At 44.8% G+C, this 16,149-nt stretch carries 15 protein-coding genes; all 15 read left to right on the forward strand.

Going from position 1 to position 16,149, the window contains the following annotated elements; translation table 11 throughout:
* The first annotated feature begins 203 nt into the window (after positions 1 to 203).
* The 15 genes from H569_RS0108190 (at position 204) to H569_RS0108260 (ending at position 16,149) form a co-directional block, all read left to right on the forward strand.
* The gene (locus tag H569_RS0108190; protein ID WP_034630010.1) at positions 204 to 452 is read left to right on the forward strand and encodes a hypothetical protein; all 249 of its coding nucleotides are present in this window, start codon (positions 204 to 206) and stop codon (positions 450 to 452) included.
* Positions 453 to 588: 136 nt separating this feature from the next.
* Positions 589 to 822, forward strand: coding sequence for a single-stranded DNA-binding protein (locus tag H569_RS0108195; RefSeq protein WP_027364603.1), 234 nt, complete (start codon positions 589 to 591; stop codon positions 820 to 822).
* 180 nt (positions 823 to 1,002) lie between these two features.
* Positions 1,003 to 2,244, forward strand: a complete 1,242-nt coding sequence (locus H569_RS0108200; protein WP_027364604.1) for a dsDNA nuclease domain-containing protein — start codon at positions 1,003 to 1,005, stop codon at positions 2,242 to 2,244.
* Positions 2,244 to 2,792 (forward strand): ABC-three component system middle component 4, encoded by a 549-nt coding sequence (locus H569_RS0108205; protein ID WP_034629976.1) that lies wholly within the window; start codon positions 2,244 to 2,246, stop codon positions 2,790 to 2,792. Before H569_RS0108200 ends, H569_RS0108205 begins: the two co-directional genes overlap by 1 nt.
* Positions 2,789 to 4,723, forward strand: a complete 1,935-nt coding sequence (locus H569_RS0108210; protein ID WP_027364606.1) for a DUF3732 domain-containing protein — start codon at positions 2,789 to 2,791, stop codon at positions 4,721 to 4,723. Before H569_RS0108205 ends, H569_RS0108210 begins: the two co-directional genes overlap by 4 nt.
* A gap of 204 nt (positions 4,724 to 4,927) precedes the next feature.
* A complete protein-coding gene (locus H569_RS0108215; protein WP_238473034.1) occupies positions 4,928 to 5,722 on the forward strand; it encodes a Hachiman antiphage defense system protein HamA in 795 nt (264 codons plus the stop codon).
* Positions 5,719 to 9,039 carry a DEAD/DEAH box helicase gene (locus H569_RS0108220; RefSeq protein ID WP_027364608.1) on the forward strand — a complete coding sequence of 1,107 codons (3,321 nt, stop codon included), beginning with the start codon at positions 5,719 to 5,721 and terminating at the stop codon, positions 9,037 to 9,039. Before H569_RS0108215 ends, H569_RS0108220 begins: the two co-directional genes overlap by 4 nt.
* A 386-nt stretch (positions 9,040 to 9,425) precedes the next feature.
* Positions 9,426 to 9,833, forward strand: a complete 408-nt coding sequence (locus H569_RS23585) for a DUF4145 domain-containing protein (protein WP_407638051.1) — start codon at positions 9,426 to 9,428, stop codon at positions 9,831 to 9,833.
* Between the two features lie 261 nt (positions 9,834 to 10,094).
* Positions 10,095 to 10,919 (forward strand): ParA family protein, encoded by an 825-nt coding sequence (locus H569_RS0108230; protein ID WP_027364610.1) that lies wholly within the window; start codon positions 10,095 to 10,097, stop codon positions 10,917 to 10,919.
* Positions 10,885 to 11,811, forward strand: coding sequence for a ParB/RepB/Spo0J family partition protein (locus H569_RS0108235; RefSeq protein ID WP_027364611.1), 927 nt, complete (start codon positions 10,885 to 10,887; stop codon positions 11,809 to 11,811). Before H569_RS0108230 ends, H569_RS0108235 begins: the two co-directional genes overlap by 35 nt.
* 68 nt (positions 11,812 to 11,879) lie before the next feature.
* Positions 11,880 to 12,053, forward strand: coding sequence for a hypothetical protein (locus H569_RS22730; RefSeq protein WP_169726458.1), 174 nt, complete (start codon positions 11,880 to 11,882; stop codon positions 12,051 to 12,053).
* A 356-nt stretch (positions 12,054 to 12,409) separates the two neighbouring features.
* Positions 12,410 to 13,120, forward strand: coding sequence for a Flp pilus assembly protein CpaB (cpaB, locus tag H569_RS0108245; protein WP_027364612.1), 711 nt, complete (start codon positions 12,410 to 12,412; stop codon positions 13,118 to 13,120).
* Positions 13,110 to 13,847 (forward strand): AAA family ATPase, encoded by a 738-nt coding sequence (locus tag H569_RS0108250; protein ID WP_027364613.1) that lies wholly within the window; start codon positions 13,110 to 13,112, stop codon positions 13,845 to 13,847. Before cpaB ends, H569_RS0108250 begins: the two co-directional genes overlap by 11 nt.
* Complete coding sequence (locus H569_RS0108255) at positions 13,844 to 15,238, forward strand: ATPase, T2SS/T4P/T4SS family (RefSeq protein ID WP_027364614.1); 1,395 nt, start codon at positions 13,844 to 13,846, stop codon at positions 15,236 to 15,238. The genes H569_RS0108250 and H569_RS0108255 overlap by 4 nt, the downstream gene beginning before the upstream one ends.
* Entirely contained in the window at positions 15,235 to 16,149 is a 915-nt protein-coding gene (locus H569_RS0108260; RefSeq protein ID WP_027364615.1) for a hypothetical protein, read from the forward strand. Before H569_RS0108255 ends, H569_RS0108260 begins: the two co-directional genes overlap by 4 nt.

Consider the following 16,149-nt stretch of genomic DNA (forward strand, 5'->3'; position numbering starts at 1 on the left):
GCACTTAAAACCCGGAAACCCACGTCACTCCAAGGCTCTCTCAAAAGAGCGGTTTTGACATAAATTTTGGACGTTGGAGGGATATTGGAGGGATATACAGGAGGGATATCCGGACCATCTGTCATCGGAATGTCGAACGTGTGTTAATCAAAAATCAATATTGTAACAGTCATCCTACCATTGACAAATCTTTTCAGGAGCTGATGACTGTGAAAAATCAAGAATATTACGAGCAGCTTTTTGAGCCGTATCCTGATGTCGTTACATTGGATGAATTCAGAGCCATGTTGGGCGGCATTGGAGAGACCACGGCACGAAAGATTTTGCATGGGAACCATATAAAGTATTTTTTTATCCGCAACACCTACAGGATACCTAAAGTATGTGTTATCGACTATGTATTAAGCGACCATTACGCCCAATACCGGCAAGAGCTAAAAGTACAGGTTTAGCAGTAATTAAAATGAATGAACAAGAGGACATAGGTTTGCGCTTATGTTCTCTTTTTATATGGAAATAAATTCATATGGCTGATATAATTTATATTGACAACGTTGTTTTCATTGATATTGTATGGAGGTTTTTTTAATGCCGGATGTGAATGAGCTTTTAAATACTGCAATTAAAGAAACAGGGAACTTGAATCAAGGGGAAGTTTTCCTTGTAAGAGATTTATTCAAAGGCTATGAATGGAACCGCATTTCTCGTAGTGAACGGCTTCTGCTTGGCACATTATTTTTAAACTATGTGAATACGTCAAAGAATTCGATACAAGCGATTGAGAAGACTTCTTCGGGACAGCAAAGATATAGGATTAATTAAAACGTAATAGTCGAGTATAGACATTTCGTACTACGAAGAAGTTGAAATATAAACGCATAGATGTTGTCATATATGGCTTTTTTGATTTTAGATATTTATACATAGGCATTTGATCTGAACTAAACCATCGGGCCAGCTTGGCCCGATGTTAGAACCTTTCAGTAAGGGAGGGACGACAATATGCCGGAGGTTGAAAACACTCAAATAGACTCTGCTTTATCTACAGACGTTGGCGATGAAACTTCCAATAGATTCCGATATCAATGGGTTTTATCAGCTATTATCTGCTGCATGCTACTGGATCAAGATGAAGACGTCAAAGAAGTGTTTTGTGAGCATCATGAGGATATTTTGGTAAAACATATTAATGGTCTATTTACTGGTATACAGGTAAAAACTAGGGCAAGCGATCAACCACTCTGGAAAGCAAGCGATGAAGACGTGGTTAAAGCTTTTGCCAGATTTGTGATATTAGACAACCAATATCCCAGACAGTTTCAAGCGTTTAAATTTATCACAAATCACCCCATACAGTCATCCTCGAATGGACAAGATATTGCATATCTGCTTTGCCAAATAAGTCAAATTGAAAATCATGACTCATTAAGTAATGTTGTTAAAACCTTTATAAGAAGAATATCTAGAACAGCAGAGATCGCCGAAGAAGATAGCTTTCATACACTAAAAAAGGCATCGATCAAACATGATTTGCCTAAATTTCGAGATGCCACAATGCGGCTTATAGATACAATAGTTTTGGTTTGGGATAGAGCAAAGGGAGCTTCTTATGAAGGAATAAAGCGCGCTGCAAGCCATTTAATTGATGCATGTTTTCGCGCATCTTCATTAGCAAGCCAGGATTTGTTACCTGCATATCTGCCTATTTCATCCAGTGGAGTTGAAAGAGAAATCCAAGAACGCATTGCAGGAAAAACATTTAACAAACAGCGCGTTTATGATTTGCTATTACAAGGCTTAGATGAAACAATCCCATTATCTTGCGATCCAACGGATTTGGAAGATATTCGTACAGGCAGCAAAGAATTGTTACGCAAAAAACTAACCGCAGGTGGATTTTCAGCTATATCTACTATACACGCAGAAGACCTACGGGATACAGCGGATTATGCAGGAGCATGTCTTATCCAAAAATACGGTCGTGAACGAGGCCTCCAAAAATATCACGAATTACGATTAAAGGTCCAAGGGGATGCTGCCAGAGCATATGAGAAGGAAAAGAAGGACGAAGATCCGTTTGGACTTGATATGTTGTCCTCTCTTCGTGATAATTTGAAAAATAGGGCTTCATCTGGAGAGCAACTCTATGGCTGTTCTGTTGAGCACTTGGAAGGGCTAGCGTATTCGCTTACTTCACAATGTAAAGTAATATGGAGCATAAACCGTCCGTGGGAGGTGGAGTAATGGATTATGTGGAAGTGTTAGCAGATTTAGATGAACAGCCAGTTTTGCATAAATCGAGATTATTATTACTTCTATATGCCTTTGCAGGTGAAAATAACGAAGGTGCAATCGAAGGAATTACAAAATTAGCCAAGTTGGATTTTTTACTAAGATACCCCACAATGTTAAAGCATGCTTTAGAGGTCAAAGGAGCGTCAACAAGAGATTTATCTATAGAAGATCACGAGTTATATAGTGTTGAATCAGAGATGGTACGCTACCGTTTTGGACCGTGGGATCACCGGTATAGGTTTTATCTGAATCTTTTGGTTGGGGAAGGGTTAATAAAAGTGATTTCAGAGGGGCGAAAAGTGATAATTGCTTTGTCGGATAAAGGCTTCGCTTTCGCAAACAAATTAAGTGCAAATTCTTTGATGCAGATATACACTAAACGTGCAGGAATTTTAAAGAGACATTTTGATATGACTTCAACAAACCTCATGAATTTTATTTATGATACTTTTCCAGAAATTGTTTCGCTCAACTCGGGCAAGAGGATACAGTTATGAAAATTAAATTAGAACGTTTATTAATCCAAACAAAAAAGACCAGAGAAATTATCGAGTTTTCTGAATTGATAACATATGTTTATGGGCCAGTTGGAAAAGGAAAATCTACATTGGCTCGCTTAATTGACTTTTGTTTGGGAGGCCATCTTGAAAACACTCCTGCAATTCAACAAGAATTTATATCGGCAATCTTGCATGTACGCCTTGGCAATTATAAGTGCACTTTGGAACGAAGTGCAACAGATGGGTCCAGTGTTCGTATAACATGGTTTGAGTCTGAAAAAGTTAACGGGTCTGTAAATGCGCCACTTCAAGCTCAGGCTGAACCCATAATTCCGAATAGTGAATTATACACGCTTAGCGACATAATATATTTTCTTTGCGGTATAGAACCAATCAAAGTGAGACAAAGGAGTCGCGATGCTGATTCACCCTTGATAAGATTGAGTTTTAGGGACTTATGGCGTTATTGTTACCTTGAACAAATGCATCTGGACTCCTCATTCTTTAGATTTGAAGACCCCTTTAGAGGAAGAAAGAGTCAAGACGCAATGCGGTTTTTTACAGGTCTTCACTCTGAACGATTAAGTCAGTTAGAAACTGACTTAATGAAGGCGATAGACGATCAGCGGGCTAAAAGAGGTGCTGTCAAACAAATTCGTGAATTTATGAGTCAATTTTCATTAGGTTCGGAGAGTGAGATAATTGACCAATTACAAGAAACGGAGACTCAATTATCAGATGCAAAATTAAGGAAAACTGAATTGCATAAAAAAAGGAGTATAGATATACACCCTACTGATTTTTTAAGGGAGAAAATTCTGTTATTAGGTGAACAAATTTATCAGCTAAAAATAGCCATCGATGATTCGATCGAAATAGTAAATGAGCAACGTATGTTGCACTCAGAGCTTATAACAGCAAAAATAAAAAATGAACGGTTGGTTCAGGCTGGCATGCTTTTTGATGATGTAAAATTTGAGAGCTGCCCAGCTTGTGGCGCAAAAATCCAAGCTACTGAACATTCAGATTGTTGTAGTCTTTGTGGCAAGACAGCAAGTGAACATGTTTTAGAAGCCCAAATCGATAATGATTCCCTGCGCAAAGATCTTAATATACGGATAGATGAGCTAGCTGATTCAATTAAGCGTCGTGAAATGGAAATATCAAAGACCAAAAAGCAATTGGATAAGCTCATTGGCGACAAGGCTCATCTTGATACTCAATTACAAGAGGATCTTTCTAACTATGATTCTGCTATTGTTGAAGAAATACGATATGTTGATAAAATAATTGCTACACTTGAAGAGCGTATTGCTTCTTTGAAAAAACTACAATCAATGCCTCAGGCTATTAATAAATTGGAAGAAGATGCAGGCGCATTACAAGGTACTATTGATATATTAAGAACAGAGCTTGAAAATGAGAGAAAACGTTTATCTGAGGCTGATGCAATTGTAAAAAAGATAGCTGATGAGTTTAAGCGATTAATGCTTAGTGTGAAATTCCCTGGAGTTTATGTTGATGATCAAGTGGTTATTGACCCTAGGAGCTGGAAACCGGAAGTGTTACATGGCGAGACTGCTTGGAGTTTCTGGGATACTGGAAGTGGCGGAAAGAAAACTCTATTTAATGTTTGTTACGCACTGGCAATTCACTCAATCGCTAGTAAACGCAATTTACCGGTTCCATCTATACTAATTATTGATAGCCCGACAAAGAACATTAGTGAAGATGAAAACCCGGAATTAGTTAAGTCGTTGTATAAGGAGATATATCAACTGGCACTTGATAGTTATGGCAGCCTACAGTTTATTTTAATTGACTCAGATTATGTAGCTCCAACAATTGAATTGCCAGATTTCAAGTTGCGGCATTTGGCCGGAACCGAAGAAGCCCCCAGTCTTATCTCTTATTATAATGGTCCGTAATATGCCTACAATTATTCATAGTTCAACATTAGGTTAATTTGACCCGATGTCAATTTCGGAAAATAACTCTGAGGATGTACCTTTTATGCCTTGGGAGGTAATTTTGATAAATAAGTTTTTAAAAGGCAAATAATTAAAAGCTCACGATTACGTAAGTAAAAGCAATTGCCGCCCTGACTGTAATAATCAAAGGAGGGAAAAGCATTGGCCAATATCATAAATGATCATCCTACAGGAACACACCCTTTTGCTGTTTCCCTGCTTTCCACAGATATAACTACTGCGTGCGGTGTTGCACACAGAAAGTTAGAGGAAAACGGTCACAATGACGTTTTCCTTGATTTCATTGTGCCTGCGTTACAAACCCATCATATTAGTCTTGAGGCTTTAGAACGACGAAAGGACTTGATTCAATCTCTTAGGATTGCGAATGCTCCGATTCCTCCGTCGCCTTATCCACAAAACACCACAACCCGGAAAGGAAACTTTGCAGAGGTTTTTCTTGCTGAATACCTGCGGTCAACCACCGAAGCTCAAATCCCTGTATATAGATTAAGATATAATCCCAATGTTGAGCAATCCATGAAGGGTGACGATGTACTGCTTTTCGATATGGATTCTGAGCCTGTGCGGATTATTGTTGGCGAAGCAAAGTTCAGGGGAACCCCAACCAAGCAAGCCGTAGTTGATACGATTGATGGATTGGTACGTTCAAACAAGGCTGGCCTGCCTGTTTCATTGATGTTCGTCGCAGATCGGCTCTTTGAAGAAGGCAAGAATGATATGGCAAAAAAAGTTCAAAGCTGCGCCATATTATTCGCAACAAATAGACTGCAAATAGATTACGTAGGGTTGCTTATGAGCAATCGCAATGTAAGCAATCACGTTAATAACGACACTACAAACGAGCTACATAATTTGCTTATGATTTCTTTAGGGGTTCAGTCGCCAGAAACGATCGTACAGCAAGCCTTTGCACGATTGGAGGATGCGGTATGAGTATCCCTACAGATTACGCTACAGATTTGCTTAATAACTTATCTCAGGGGCGAATTAAAAACCTCATAGCTCAAGCAGATGCACGAAGGATACTGCAAGAAGTCAAGGAAACTGCTGAAAATTATCCTAATTTCGACCCTTCGCTCACAGAAAAAGCAACACACATAGCGTATGTTCTGCTTTCGTGTGGTTGCTCAATGGTTGAAAATGAAGATGGCGAAACCAACGAGGGATTACTTGCTTTAGAAAAAGCCGGGAAAATACTATCAGATACCTTTAGCTTTAATCCTAATGAGGATAAAAAAAATAAAAACTATAATCTCTTGATTGCGGGTATGGCTTTATATGCAGCAAAGCAGTATTCCCGCGCTTTTATAGTGCTAAAAGACATTGACACCGATTTTAATGTTGGACAAATAATAATCAGTTTTATAAAAAAAGATTTTGCCTCCCTGATGAATGTTACGAGCAACGTGTTTTTTTCTTCTGCGCCAGCGCAGTCAGAGCTTCGCAGCTTTGATGAGTGGGTAATCTCACACGAGGTCGCACGATGTTTTTTTATTATAATTGATTTTATTCATACCGGAAATGAAGAAAACTTTATTCTTACAAATGATATTCTGGAAAAACTCCTGTACCTCTCTTCCGAGGACAACTTAACGCTGTACTGGCTTATCATTCGGCTACTGAGGATAATTTTATCTACATTTCAGAATTCATCTCTTTGGTCGGTTTTGCCGCCATTATTTCCGGCAAGGCATATAACCGAAAAATACATACGGTTACTCAGTAATTTCAAATCTCCCGTTACTGAAATGTGGCCGTCGCAGACGGCTTCGCTTCCGCTTGCTGTTGGCGACAATAACGGCGCAGTTATCAATTTGCGTACAAGTGGGGGGAAAACAAGAGTAGCTGAGATAGCCATACTAAAAACGTTATCGACACACATTATGTCAAAAGTGCTGTATCTTGCCCCTTTTCGCTCATTAGCCTTTGAAATTGAACAAAGCCTGAATAAGACTTTCTTCCCTCTTGGCATTACTGTTTCGCAGCTATATGGTGGTTCGACCGCAAATGTAACAGATTTCGAACTTATTAGTCAATCACAGATTATCATTGCTACTCCGGAAAAAGCAAAAGCCCTTATTCGCTGTGGCTCAGGGATTGAAGCAGAAATCAAACTGATCGTAATTGATGAAGGGCACCTACTTGGAGCAGAAGAAAGACACATCCGAAATGAAATGTTCCTGACTCATATAAAAGAATTTGCTTCACGAAATGAAATAAGAGTTTTACTTTTATCGGCTGTATTGCCTAATGCTGATGATTTAGCTCAATGGGTTGCTGACGATTCAGCTTCGGTAGCAAAATCAGAATGGAAGCCCTCTCTTGAACGATTGGGTTTATTACTTTGGGATGGGAATCGTGTAAGATTGGAATGGAAAAGTGACGGAGAGCCATTTAATCCCAACTTCATCCAGAAGAAGCCTTTAGGGTTTGGGCGCAGACGCAACCACTTTCCAAATAACAAAAACGAAGCGATTGCAGCTACAGCAGTTCGGTTGGCTCAAAGCGGAACTGTTATGATATATTCCGCAAGGGCAAACTCTATTAACGGACTGGCCGAAAGCGTTTTGCTGGCTTTGGGGGAACACTCAGAAGATTACCCTTGGGATAATTCCTTGTGGGCTGTTTTTCAAAGCCTTTGCAGCGAAGAACTCAACGACGATAATATTGTTTTAATGGCTGCAAGAAAAGGTGTTATTTGCCACAGCAATAGATTGCCTACGCTTGTGCGTATTGCAATAGAGCGGCTCATGCGCTCCAAACCACCATTAGTCATTATAGCTTCTTCAACCCTTGGACAAGGGATTAATGTTGGGATTTCAACAGTGATTGTTGCGACTCCATATTATAGTAGCAACCCGATAAGTAATCGTGATTTTTGGAATATTTGCGGGCGCGCAGGCCGCGCTTTTGCTGATACGGAGGGGAAAATACTTTACACAATTGATACCACAAGGAAACAATGGCAAGTTAATAACGATAAAAGGCTCGCACAGTACTATTTTGATAATCAGCGGATGGAGGGAGTTGAAAGTGGCTTACTTGCAGCACTAAGGGCTATTCTTAAGGTAGCAAGAAAAACAAACACTGATTTTAACCTACTCGTTGAAGTAATCGCGAATGATTTCTCTGAACCTGATATTTCAAACGAGTTTTCTAATTGGTTGGATGGGTTATTTGATTATCTGGATGATGAACTTCTCGCGATGCATGAGGATTTTTGTGCGGACGATACAAATATAGATTGGGTTGACAATGTTTTTAGAAAATCATTGGCTCTCATTCAAGCTGAAGTCGAAAATGAAGAACTGTACCTGCGGTTATTACGAGCGCGGACAATTGCCTTGCTAAACCGGGTAAAAAACAAGGCGGATAGAAAAAAACTTGTGGCTTCTGGTATTCCTCTATCCGTGTCAAAATCTATACTTGAAAATATAGAGTTTTTCCGAACCCTTGCCATATCATTTACTCAGGAGCTTGCTGAAGGAAGTGATCGTATTGATTTGCTAGACAGCATTATTCGTGAATTGGAAATCTGGAGTAACGAAAATGCCAGCGGACTAATGGAATCAGTGCCTGCACAATCATCTCTTGATAACATACGACGAGATTGGATAAGTGGAATCTCGCTTTCAACAATCATAAACTCTGAACAAAACGCCGATACAATCTCAAAAGACTATTATGGTTTTACATTACCTTGGGTTATACATGCAATTTCTCAAATGTTTGACCCCGAAGTTGAAAAAGGCATTGTTCAGACGTATTCCACTCTTGCAATGTTCGTTGAGTTGGGACTACCCGATGAAACTGCCGCAAGTATTTATATGGCTGGTGTGCGTTCGCGTAGTGCAGCGTTAGAACTTTCTGCACTTGATGCTTTTCAAAACAAGACTGTTGCCGAAATCAAACAAATCTTGTTAGACCTCTCTTCGCAAGAGACTAACTTTTCGGATAAATCACGAGTCTGGATTAATTTGCTTTCTGAGTTTTATAAAGCTCAAAAGCCTAAGACAATCTCATTTCCAGCTTTTACATGGAAAAAGGATGGACTTCCGCAAAAATTATATCCTCGTGAAAAGAATGGAGAGTATTTCTTGACTTCGAGTGATGGGTATTTTCAAGAGAAGGTTAACTCCAATGGTGATTTACCTTTTGCTAAAGTCGCAAACATTAGTGGGCTTTTTTTTGAATTGAACCATGGTGTGTGGCAATTAAAATCCTATAACCCGCTCATTTTAGTTGAATGAGAAAAGCTTATTATTTGGCTCATAAATACAGACAACTTATGATTAATAAGAACTATTATAAATGAAATGCCTATTATCCATATAAACATAATCATTCAAAACAGTGGCTAAGTGCCGTCAAATTTACTAAGGAGAGATTAAGGGTTATGGATGATGTAAAAAAGCGCCAGGTATACTGCAAGACTTGTAACGTTCGGACCGAGGCCCAGGTCGTAGCGACGCACGTGAAATCGCAACTTGCTAATCCAGGCGGCGATCCGGTAGACAGCCCGTACTACGTGACTGTATACGAGTTCGCTGTGTGCAGTGGATGCGAGGAGCCCTTCTTGTTTGAGTATGACTATATTGAAGTACCTGGTGAATTCTCGGCACCCCAAGGAGAGCGAATGCTATATCCGGACCACGATGTATTTCCTGGAAAGGGTGTGCCTGAAACTGTTAGGCGTGCTCAGCAAGACGCGGTACGCTCGTATGCTGCGGGACTTTATGAACCATGCGTGATCATGTGCCGTAAGTGTATCGAGGCCATGTGTCACGAGTTAGGTGAAACTAAGGGGAGCCTGCATAAACGCTTACTGGCATTACGCGACCAGCAGAAGATAGATAGCAAGCTTATTATATGGTTAGACGGATTGCGGACGATAGGGAACGACGCAGCGCACGATTTAGACGCACAGATTGATAAATCTGATGCGCTTGATTCACTCCATTTCGTGGAAGCAGTTCTTATGTACGTTTTTTCTCTAAACACGAGGTATGATGAATTTCAAAGTCGTCGAGCTAGGTCTAAATGACGGAAATCTACAAGAGAAAAGATGACTAGATTCATGAATGCTCGTTAAGAAGAGAAATTTTTATTACCTGGACTGATTATCCTTTTAATAACTAAATTTCCCATTATCCATATTACAACCAAATAAATCAATAAGAGGAACATAGGTTTTTGTACTTATGTTTTTTCATAATACAAGACCAAGTAAAGAAAAGAGCTGTTTGCTTTATTACCCTGAAAGCAAACGGCTTTTTTTATTTCAATAAAAAAGGAGGAATTTCAAGTGTCAAAAGTAATCGCCCTTGCCAACCAAAAAGGCGGCACGGGCAAAACGACCACAACGGTCAATCTGGGTATCGGCCTTGCGATGCAGGGTAAAAAGGTGATTTTAGTGGATGCGGACGCGCAAGGCAACCTAACGGATTCGTTGGGCTTCCATGAGCCGGACAATCTGCCTGTTTCACTGGCGACCGTTTTAACCAAAAACATGTTGGAGGAACCGTATGAGCCTAATGAGGGTATTCTTCATCATTCGGAGGGCGTTGACCTCATGCCGGGCAATATTGAGTTGTCGGCCATTGAGGTTTCCCTCGTCAACACTATGAGCCGGGAAACGGTGCTGCGTAGTTACATCAACACCGTCAAAGACAGGTATGATTATGTGCTGATCGACTGTATGCCCTCTTTGGGCATGATGACCATCAACGCCCTTGCCGCCGCAGACAGCGTAATTATTCCGGTTCAGGCCCATTATCTGCCCGCCAAAGGAATGACGCAGCTTTTACAGACCATAGCCAGGGTAAGGCGGCAAATCAATCCCAAGCTAACCATTGACGGCGTTCTGGTGACAATGGTGGATAACCGCACCAACTTTGCCAGGGACATTTCCTTTATCCTGCGCCGCGACTACGGCGACAAGCTGCGCATTTTCCAAACGGAAATCCCCTTGTCTATCCGTGCGGCGGAAACCAGCGCCAAAGGGAAAAGCATCTATGCCCACGACCCTCACGGTTTAGTGGCGAAAGCCTATGAAGCCTTTACGAAGGAGGTGCGGGACATTGGCGAAAAACGACGTGCGAAGCAGCATAAAACTGGCCTCAGTAGATGATCTGTTTACCACCGAGGAAAGCCGCGCCGAGCAGCAGCGCGAAAAAGTGATGGATATTCCCCTATCGGAAATCAGCGATTTTCCCAACCATCCTTTTAAGGTGAAAGCGGATGAGGCCATGCTGGAAATGGCGGACAGCGTAAAGCAATACGGCGTTTTGGTCCCCGGCCTTGTCCGGCCAAAAGCGGACGGCGGCTATGAAATGATTGCCGGTCACCGGCGCAAAAAGGCAAGCGAGCTTGCGGGTAAGGAAACTATGCCCTGCATTGTCCGTGAAATGGATGACGATGCCGCGATAATCATTATGGTTGACAGCAACCTGCAAAGGGAAAGCATTTTACCAAGTGAAAAAGCTTTTGCATATAAGATGAAACTGGAAGCTATAAAGCGGCAAGGCTCAAGGACTGATTTAACTTCTGCGCAAGTTGCGCAGAAGTTAACTAACAAAACATCAAGGCAAATAATTGCAGAACAGGCTGGAGAAGGACCACATCAAATTTCCCGATATATCCGCCTTACCTCCCTGCTCCCTTCCATCCTTGAAATGGTGGACGAAAAACAAATCGCCTTTAACCCTGCTGTGGAGCTTTCATACCTGGCCGAAAATGAACAACAAGACCTGTACAACACCATGCAGTCCGAAGATTGCACTCCGTCTTTGGCCCAGGCGCAGCGGATGAAAAAGCTCAGTCAGGACGGCAGGCTGAACATGGATGTCATCTTCTCCATTCTCACTGAGGAAAAGCCCAATCAAAAGGAAAAATTCAATATCCGGCGGGAACGCATCGACCGCTTTTTTCCCAGTAACTTTACGGAAAAGCAAAAAGAGGACTTGATCGTTCAACTTCTGGAAAGCTGGTACAAAAAGCGGCAGCGGGAACAGGAACGCTAAAACGTGGCAGCCTCGCTCTCAAAAAAAAGAGGGCTTTTTTTGTGTCCGTTGGGGAAGGAGGTGTTTCAATGTACTTTACGGAGGGGCGGCTGCGGACCTATGAGCGCATGATGCAGGAAAAGCCTAAACACGAACGCGACCCTGTAAAAATCATACAGGATCAGGACTGCGAGCATTGCCTTCATTACGATACGCAGCATGAGAAATGCAGCAAAGGGAAGTGTACTGTTTTTAAGGAGTAAAATGCCCAATTCTATACTAAAGGGGTAGTCTGCCTGTTTATGAAACATGCAGACAGCACCGCCTTCCGACGCCCCATCTCCACACTTCTTCTCTTAAAAACTACCAGCCGAAAAAAGAAATATCCCTGTCTTTCGGCAGGTAATATACAAAATAGCCTTGCATGAAACGATAGAACGAGAACAGCCCAAGGTGTTCCGAACCCATCTATATGGACGATAAACCATCACTCGGCAGCAGCAATGGGCAGGCGGCCGGAAAAAAGAATTAAAAGAAAAGCAGACCGGGCGTCTCCCTTCTTTTTAGGAAGGTAAAGCTGCCCTCCATCTAAAATTTTCGGAAGGAGGAATTATACAACTTGAAACTACTCAAGAATCGTATATTTTTAAGCGCCCTTTGCCTAATCCTGGCGGCGGGCGTTTCGTTTTTTCTCCTGCCCCGTTTTTACGAAAGTAAAAACGCGACCGTGACAGTGCTGCGGGCGGCAATGGATATTCCGGCTGGGACGGCAATCCAGGACAAGCACCTTGTTTCAGTGGAAGTCGGAAGCTATGGCCTGCCGGAAAATGTCATGAATGACAAGACCTTAATCATCGGGAAAATCGCGCAGACCGATATCGCCAAGGGGGATTTTTTGTTTCCCCAAAAACTCGGCGGAACGATTGCCAGCGAGCTGCTTGACCGCATTGCCGCAAACAATCAGCGTTTGGTCACTATCAGCGTGCCCAGCATCGCGGCGGGATTATCCTCACACCTGAGAAGCGGCGACATCGTAACGGTGGCCGTGTTTGCGGACAAATCACCCGACGGCCAAAGCGCCTCTCCGCAGGCGATCATTTATCCCGAATTAAAGGGACTGGAGGTTTACAGCGCGGAGAACGCCCGCGCCCAGGACACCGCCCAGGTTCGGAAACAGCAGGCCGAAAGCCAGTCCTCCACAAGCGATCCCATCGTGAAAGCCGTGACCTTGATCGTCACCGAAGCGCAAGCGGAAAGGCTCATCCAGGCCGAATACACCGGCAAACTGCATTTGGTCTTTGAGAAACGGGGTGTGAGCCGTGAGCAGTAAAATCATCACCGTCTGGGGCGGCAGCAACAGCGGAAAAAGCACCTTCGCCACCAACCTGGCCTACGCCCTTTCCACCCGTGACCAATTGGTAGGGCTCATTTCCGCTAATTTGGTTTTCGGAGACCTGCAAATCTTCTTCGGCCAATACGTCCCCCCGGAAAAGGGCCTGTTCCGGGCACTAAGCGAAGACAACCCCAACATCGGGGAAAAATTCGTGGCGTCGGGGGAGAGCAAAAACCTGTTTTTCCTGTCTGTTCCCACCCGCTATACTGGGCTTCTCTGCGACACCGTAACCCTTGAGCAGGTTGAACAAATGATCAACGCCGCGTCCGTAGCGTTCGACATTCTGGTCATCGACGGAGCCGCAGAGCTGACAAACCCGGTGTCAGGTGTGGGCCTGTGGCTGGCGGAAACAATCTGCACCCTGCACCGGCCCTCTATTGCGGCGCAGATGTGGCATCAATCCGTTTCCGATTTTGTACGGGAGCTGCATATAGCGGAAAAACAAATCCATATCCTGCTGGCTCCGGACGGCGAATTCGACGATCAGACCTACCGGAACATGACCGGACTTCCCTTTCCCTTTGAGCTGCCTTACGTCAAGCGGGCAAGCGAGCTGCAAAACGCCGGAACGCCCCTGCATTTCCACCGCGACCGGGCCTGCCGTCATTACGGCAAGGTATTGGAACAGATTGCCGACAGAATCTGCGGAGGTGGCAAGCCATGAACAGCCGGTTTTCCATCCATGACCTGATCTACCGCGCCAACAAGCGGCGCTCCGCCACCGAGGAAAGCAGCCTGGAAGCGCGGGACTACGGTGAGATTTTAGACAGACTGCAGCGCATTATCGCCCAAAACCATTCCACGGAGCTGGCCCAGGTTCTGTACTCCCAGGAGGCCGAAGCCAAGCTCAAAGACCTGATTATGCGCTACTTAAACAGCGAGCAGTTGGTGTCCAAGGACGTGCGCAACATTTCCGAGCTGGTGGACGCGGTATATAACGATATGGCCTTTATGGGGCTTTTATCCCCTTATTTGCAGGACCCCGATACCGAGGAAATCAACGTCAACGGCTATAGCGGCGTCTGGGTGCAGTACAAGGACAAGAAGATGCGCCTGCCGGAAACCTTCGGCAGCCCGGAAGCCTGCGCCAACATCGTCAGGAAAATGAGCAGGTTTGGCGGCGTAATCCTGGACGGCTCCAAGCCTGTCGGGGACAGCTATATTTCACGGGGCGTCAGAATGTCGGGCGCAATAGAGCCCTGTGTTGACGCAAACGCCGGGGCCATCGCCTCCATCCGCAAGCAAAAGCCGTCTTTCATCACCAGGCAGAACCTGATTCGCTGGGGGACGGCGACGGCGGAGGAATTGGACTTTTTGACTATCTGCGTCAACAACGGCGTTTCCATAGCCATCGCCGGAGCCACCGGCAGCGGTAAAACGGCGGACATGGGCTACATCCTCAGCACCGTGGCTCCCGAGAAGCGCATCGTCACCATAGAGGACACGCGGGAATTATCCCTGGCAAAGTACGATGAAAACGGTATCATGACCAATGACGTGATTCACCTTTTGACAAAAGAAGCGCCGAATCCCGTCACCATGCTGGACTTATTAAAGCTGTCGCTGCGGCTGCACCCGGAAATACTTGTCCCGGCGGAAATGCGCGGCGCGGAGGCCTTGACCGTGCAGGAGGCCGGGCGGACGGGGCACACCATTGTCAGCACCCTGCACGCCAACAGCGCCAGATCCGCTTACGACCGCATCCTGACCATGTGTTTGGAAGCCGGAACCTCCCTGTCGGAGGAACGATTGCTGCGCAATATCGTTGAAGCGTTTCCGATTATGGTTTTCAAACGGCAGCTCCCGGACAAATCCCGCAAATACATGGAAGTCTTTGAAGCCACCGGCGTGCAGAACGGCGAAGTCACCGGCACCACCCTTTACCGATATGCAGTGGACCACTATGAGCATGACAAATCCGGGAGAATTACCAAAGTAGCGGGAAGCCACCAGCGTTTGGGAAACATCTCCCCGGCGCTGGCCGAAAAGCTCTTGGTGGGCGGCGTCCCGCAAAAGGAAATCCGCCGCTTTGCGGAAGGAGGGCCTGCCGCATGAGCCCCATTCATACATCTCTGATGCTGGTGTTTTTACTTGTGAGCCTGGCCCTGTTCCTGCTGCTGAAGCTGAATCCTTTTGCGGTGGAGCAGAACCCGCTGCAAAAACGCCGCCTCCGTCTGGCAGGCGCCAAGCTGAAAACCGCCGAGCGGATCGCCATCCGCTTGCAAACCCTGTTCCGGCAGACCCGCTGCACGCGCAAGAAATTCCTTATAATGATGCTGGCAGCGGCGGCAGGCGGTTTTCTGGCCGGAATGCTGCTGTTTAACAGCCCCGACCTGGCGGCGGCAGCGGCGGCATGTCTGCTTCCCGCCCCCTACATCTACCTGACCGTAAAAAGCGCGACGGTGGCGCGGGAGGAAATAGAAGGATTGGAGAACACCATGTCCGTCATCACCAACGCCTATGCCTCCTGCGACGATATTGTCAAAGCCATCGAGCTGTACGTTGAAGAAAAAAACCGTTACCTTCCACCCCATCTGAGAACCATCACGCCCTTTGACGAGTTTGTTTCGGAAATAAGATACATCAACCCCAACATCGAACACGGGCTGCATCGTCTGTCGGCCAAGATACGCAACCGCTATTTCGCCGAGTGGACAAAAATGCTTATTCTGTGTCATCACGACCGGCGGCTGAAGTTCGCCCTGTTCCCGGTGGTAAAGGCCATGAACGACGCCAAAACCATGCAAGTGGAGAGCGACGGCATAATGGTCCGTGTCTGGCGGGACTATTTATTGACCGCGGGCCTGATGTTCAGCGTAATTCCCCTCATGCGCTTCTCCAACGCCGAATGGTTTTCCATCCTGACCGCAACCGCCGTCGGCAAGCTGCTGGTTGTCCTCATGCTGCTGACCGCCCTTGGCACGGCCTTTTACGTGCTGCGGGCGACGAAACCGGCCAACAGATAG

The organism is Desulfotruncus alcoholivorax DSM 16058, from assembly GCF_000430885.1.
GTDB lineage: Bacteria > Bacillota > Desulfotomaculia > Desulfotomaculales > Desulfallaceae > Desulfotruncus > Desulfotruncus alcoholivorax.

Bases quoted from the DNA above. Each gene is read 5' to 3' on its own strand.
- H569_RS0108190 (WP_034630010.1), top strand. From the start codon at position 204: ATGACTGTGAAAAATCAAGAATATTACGAGCAGCTTTTTGAGCCGTAT.
- H569_RS0108195 (WP_027364603.1), top strand. From the start codon at position 589: ATGCCGGATGTGAATGAGCTTTTAAATACTGCAATTAAAGAAACAGGG.
- H569_RS0108200 (WP_027364604.1), top strand. From the start codon at position 1,003: ATGCCGGAGGTTGAAAACACTCAAATAGACTCTGCTTTATCTACAGAC.
- H569_RS0108205 (WP_034629976.1), top strand. From the start codon at position 2,244: ATGGATTATGTGGAAGTGTTAGCAGATTTAGATGAACAGCCAGTTTTG.
- H569_RS0108210 (WP_027364606.1), top strand. From the start codon at position 2,789: ATGAAAATTAAATTAGAACGTTTATTAATCCAAACAAAAAAGACCAGA.
- H569_RS0108220 (WP_027364608.1), top strand. From the start codon at position 5,719: ATGAGTATCCCTACAGATTACGCTACAGATTTGCTTAATAACTTATCT.
- H569_RS23585 (WP_407638051.1), top strand. From the start codon at position 9,426: ATGCTATATCCGGACCACGATGTATTTCCTGGAAAGGGTGTGCCTGAA.
- H569_RS22730 (WP_169726458.1), top strand. From the start codon at position 11,880: ATGTACTTTACGGAGGGGCGGCTGCGGACCTATGAGCGCATGATGCAG.
- H569_RS0108255 (WP_027364614.1), top strand. From the start codon at position 13,844: ATGAACAGCCGGTTTTCCATCCATGACCTGATCTACCGCGCCAACAAG.
- H569_RS0108260 (WP_027364615.1), top strand. From the start codon at position 15,235: ATGAGCCCCATTCATACATCTCTGATGCTGGTGTTTTTACTTGTGAGC.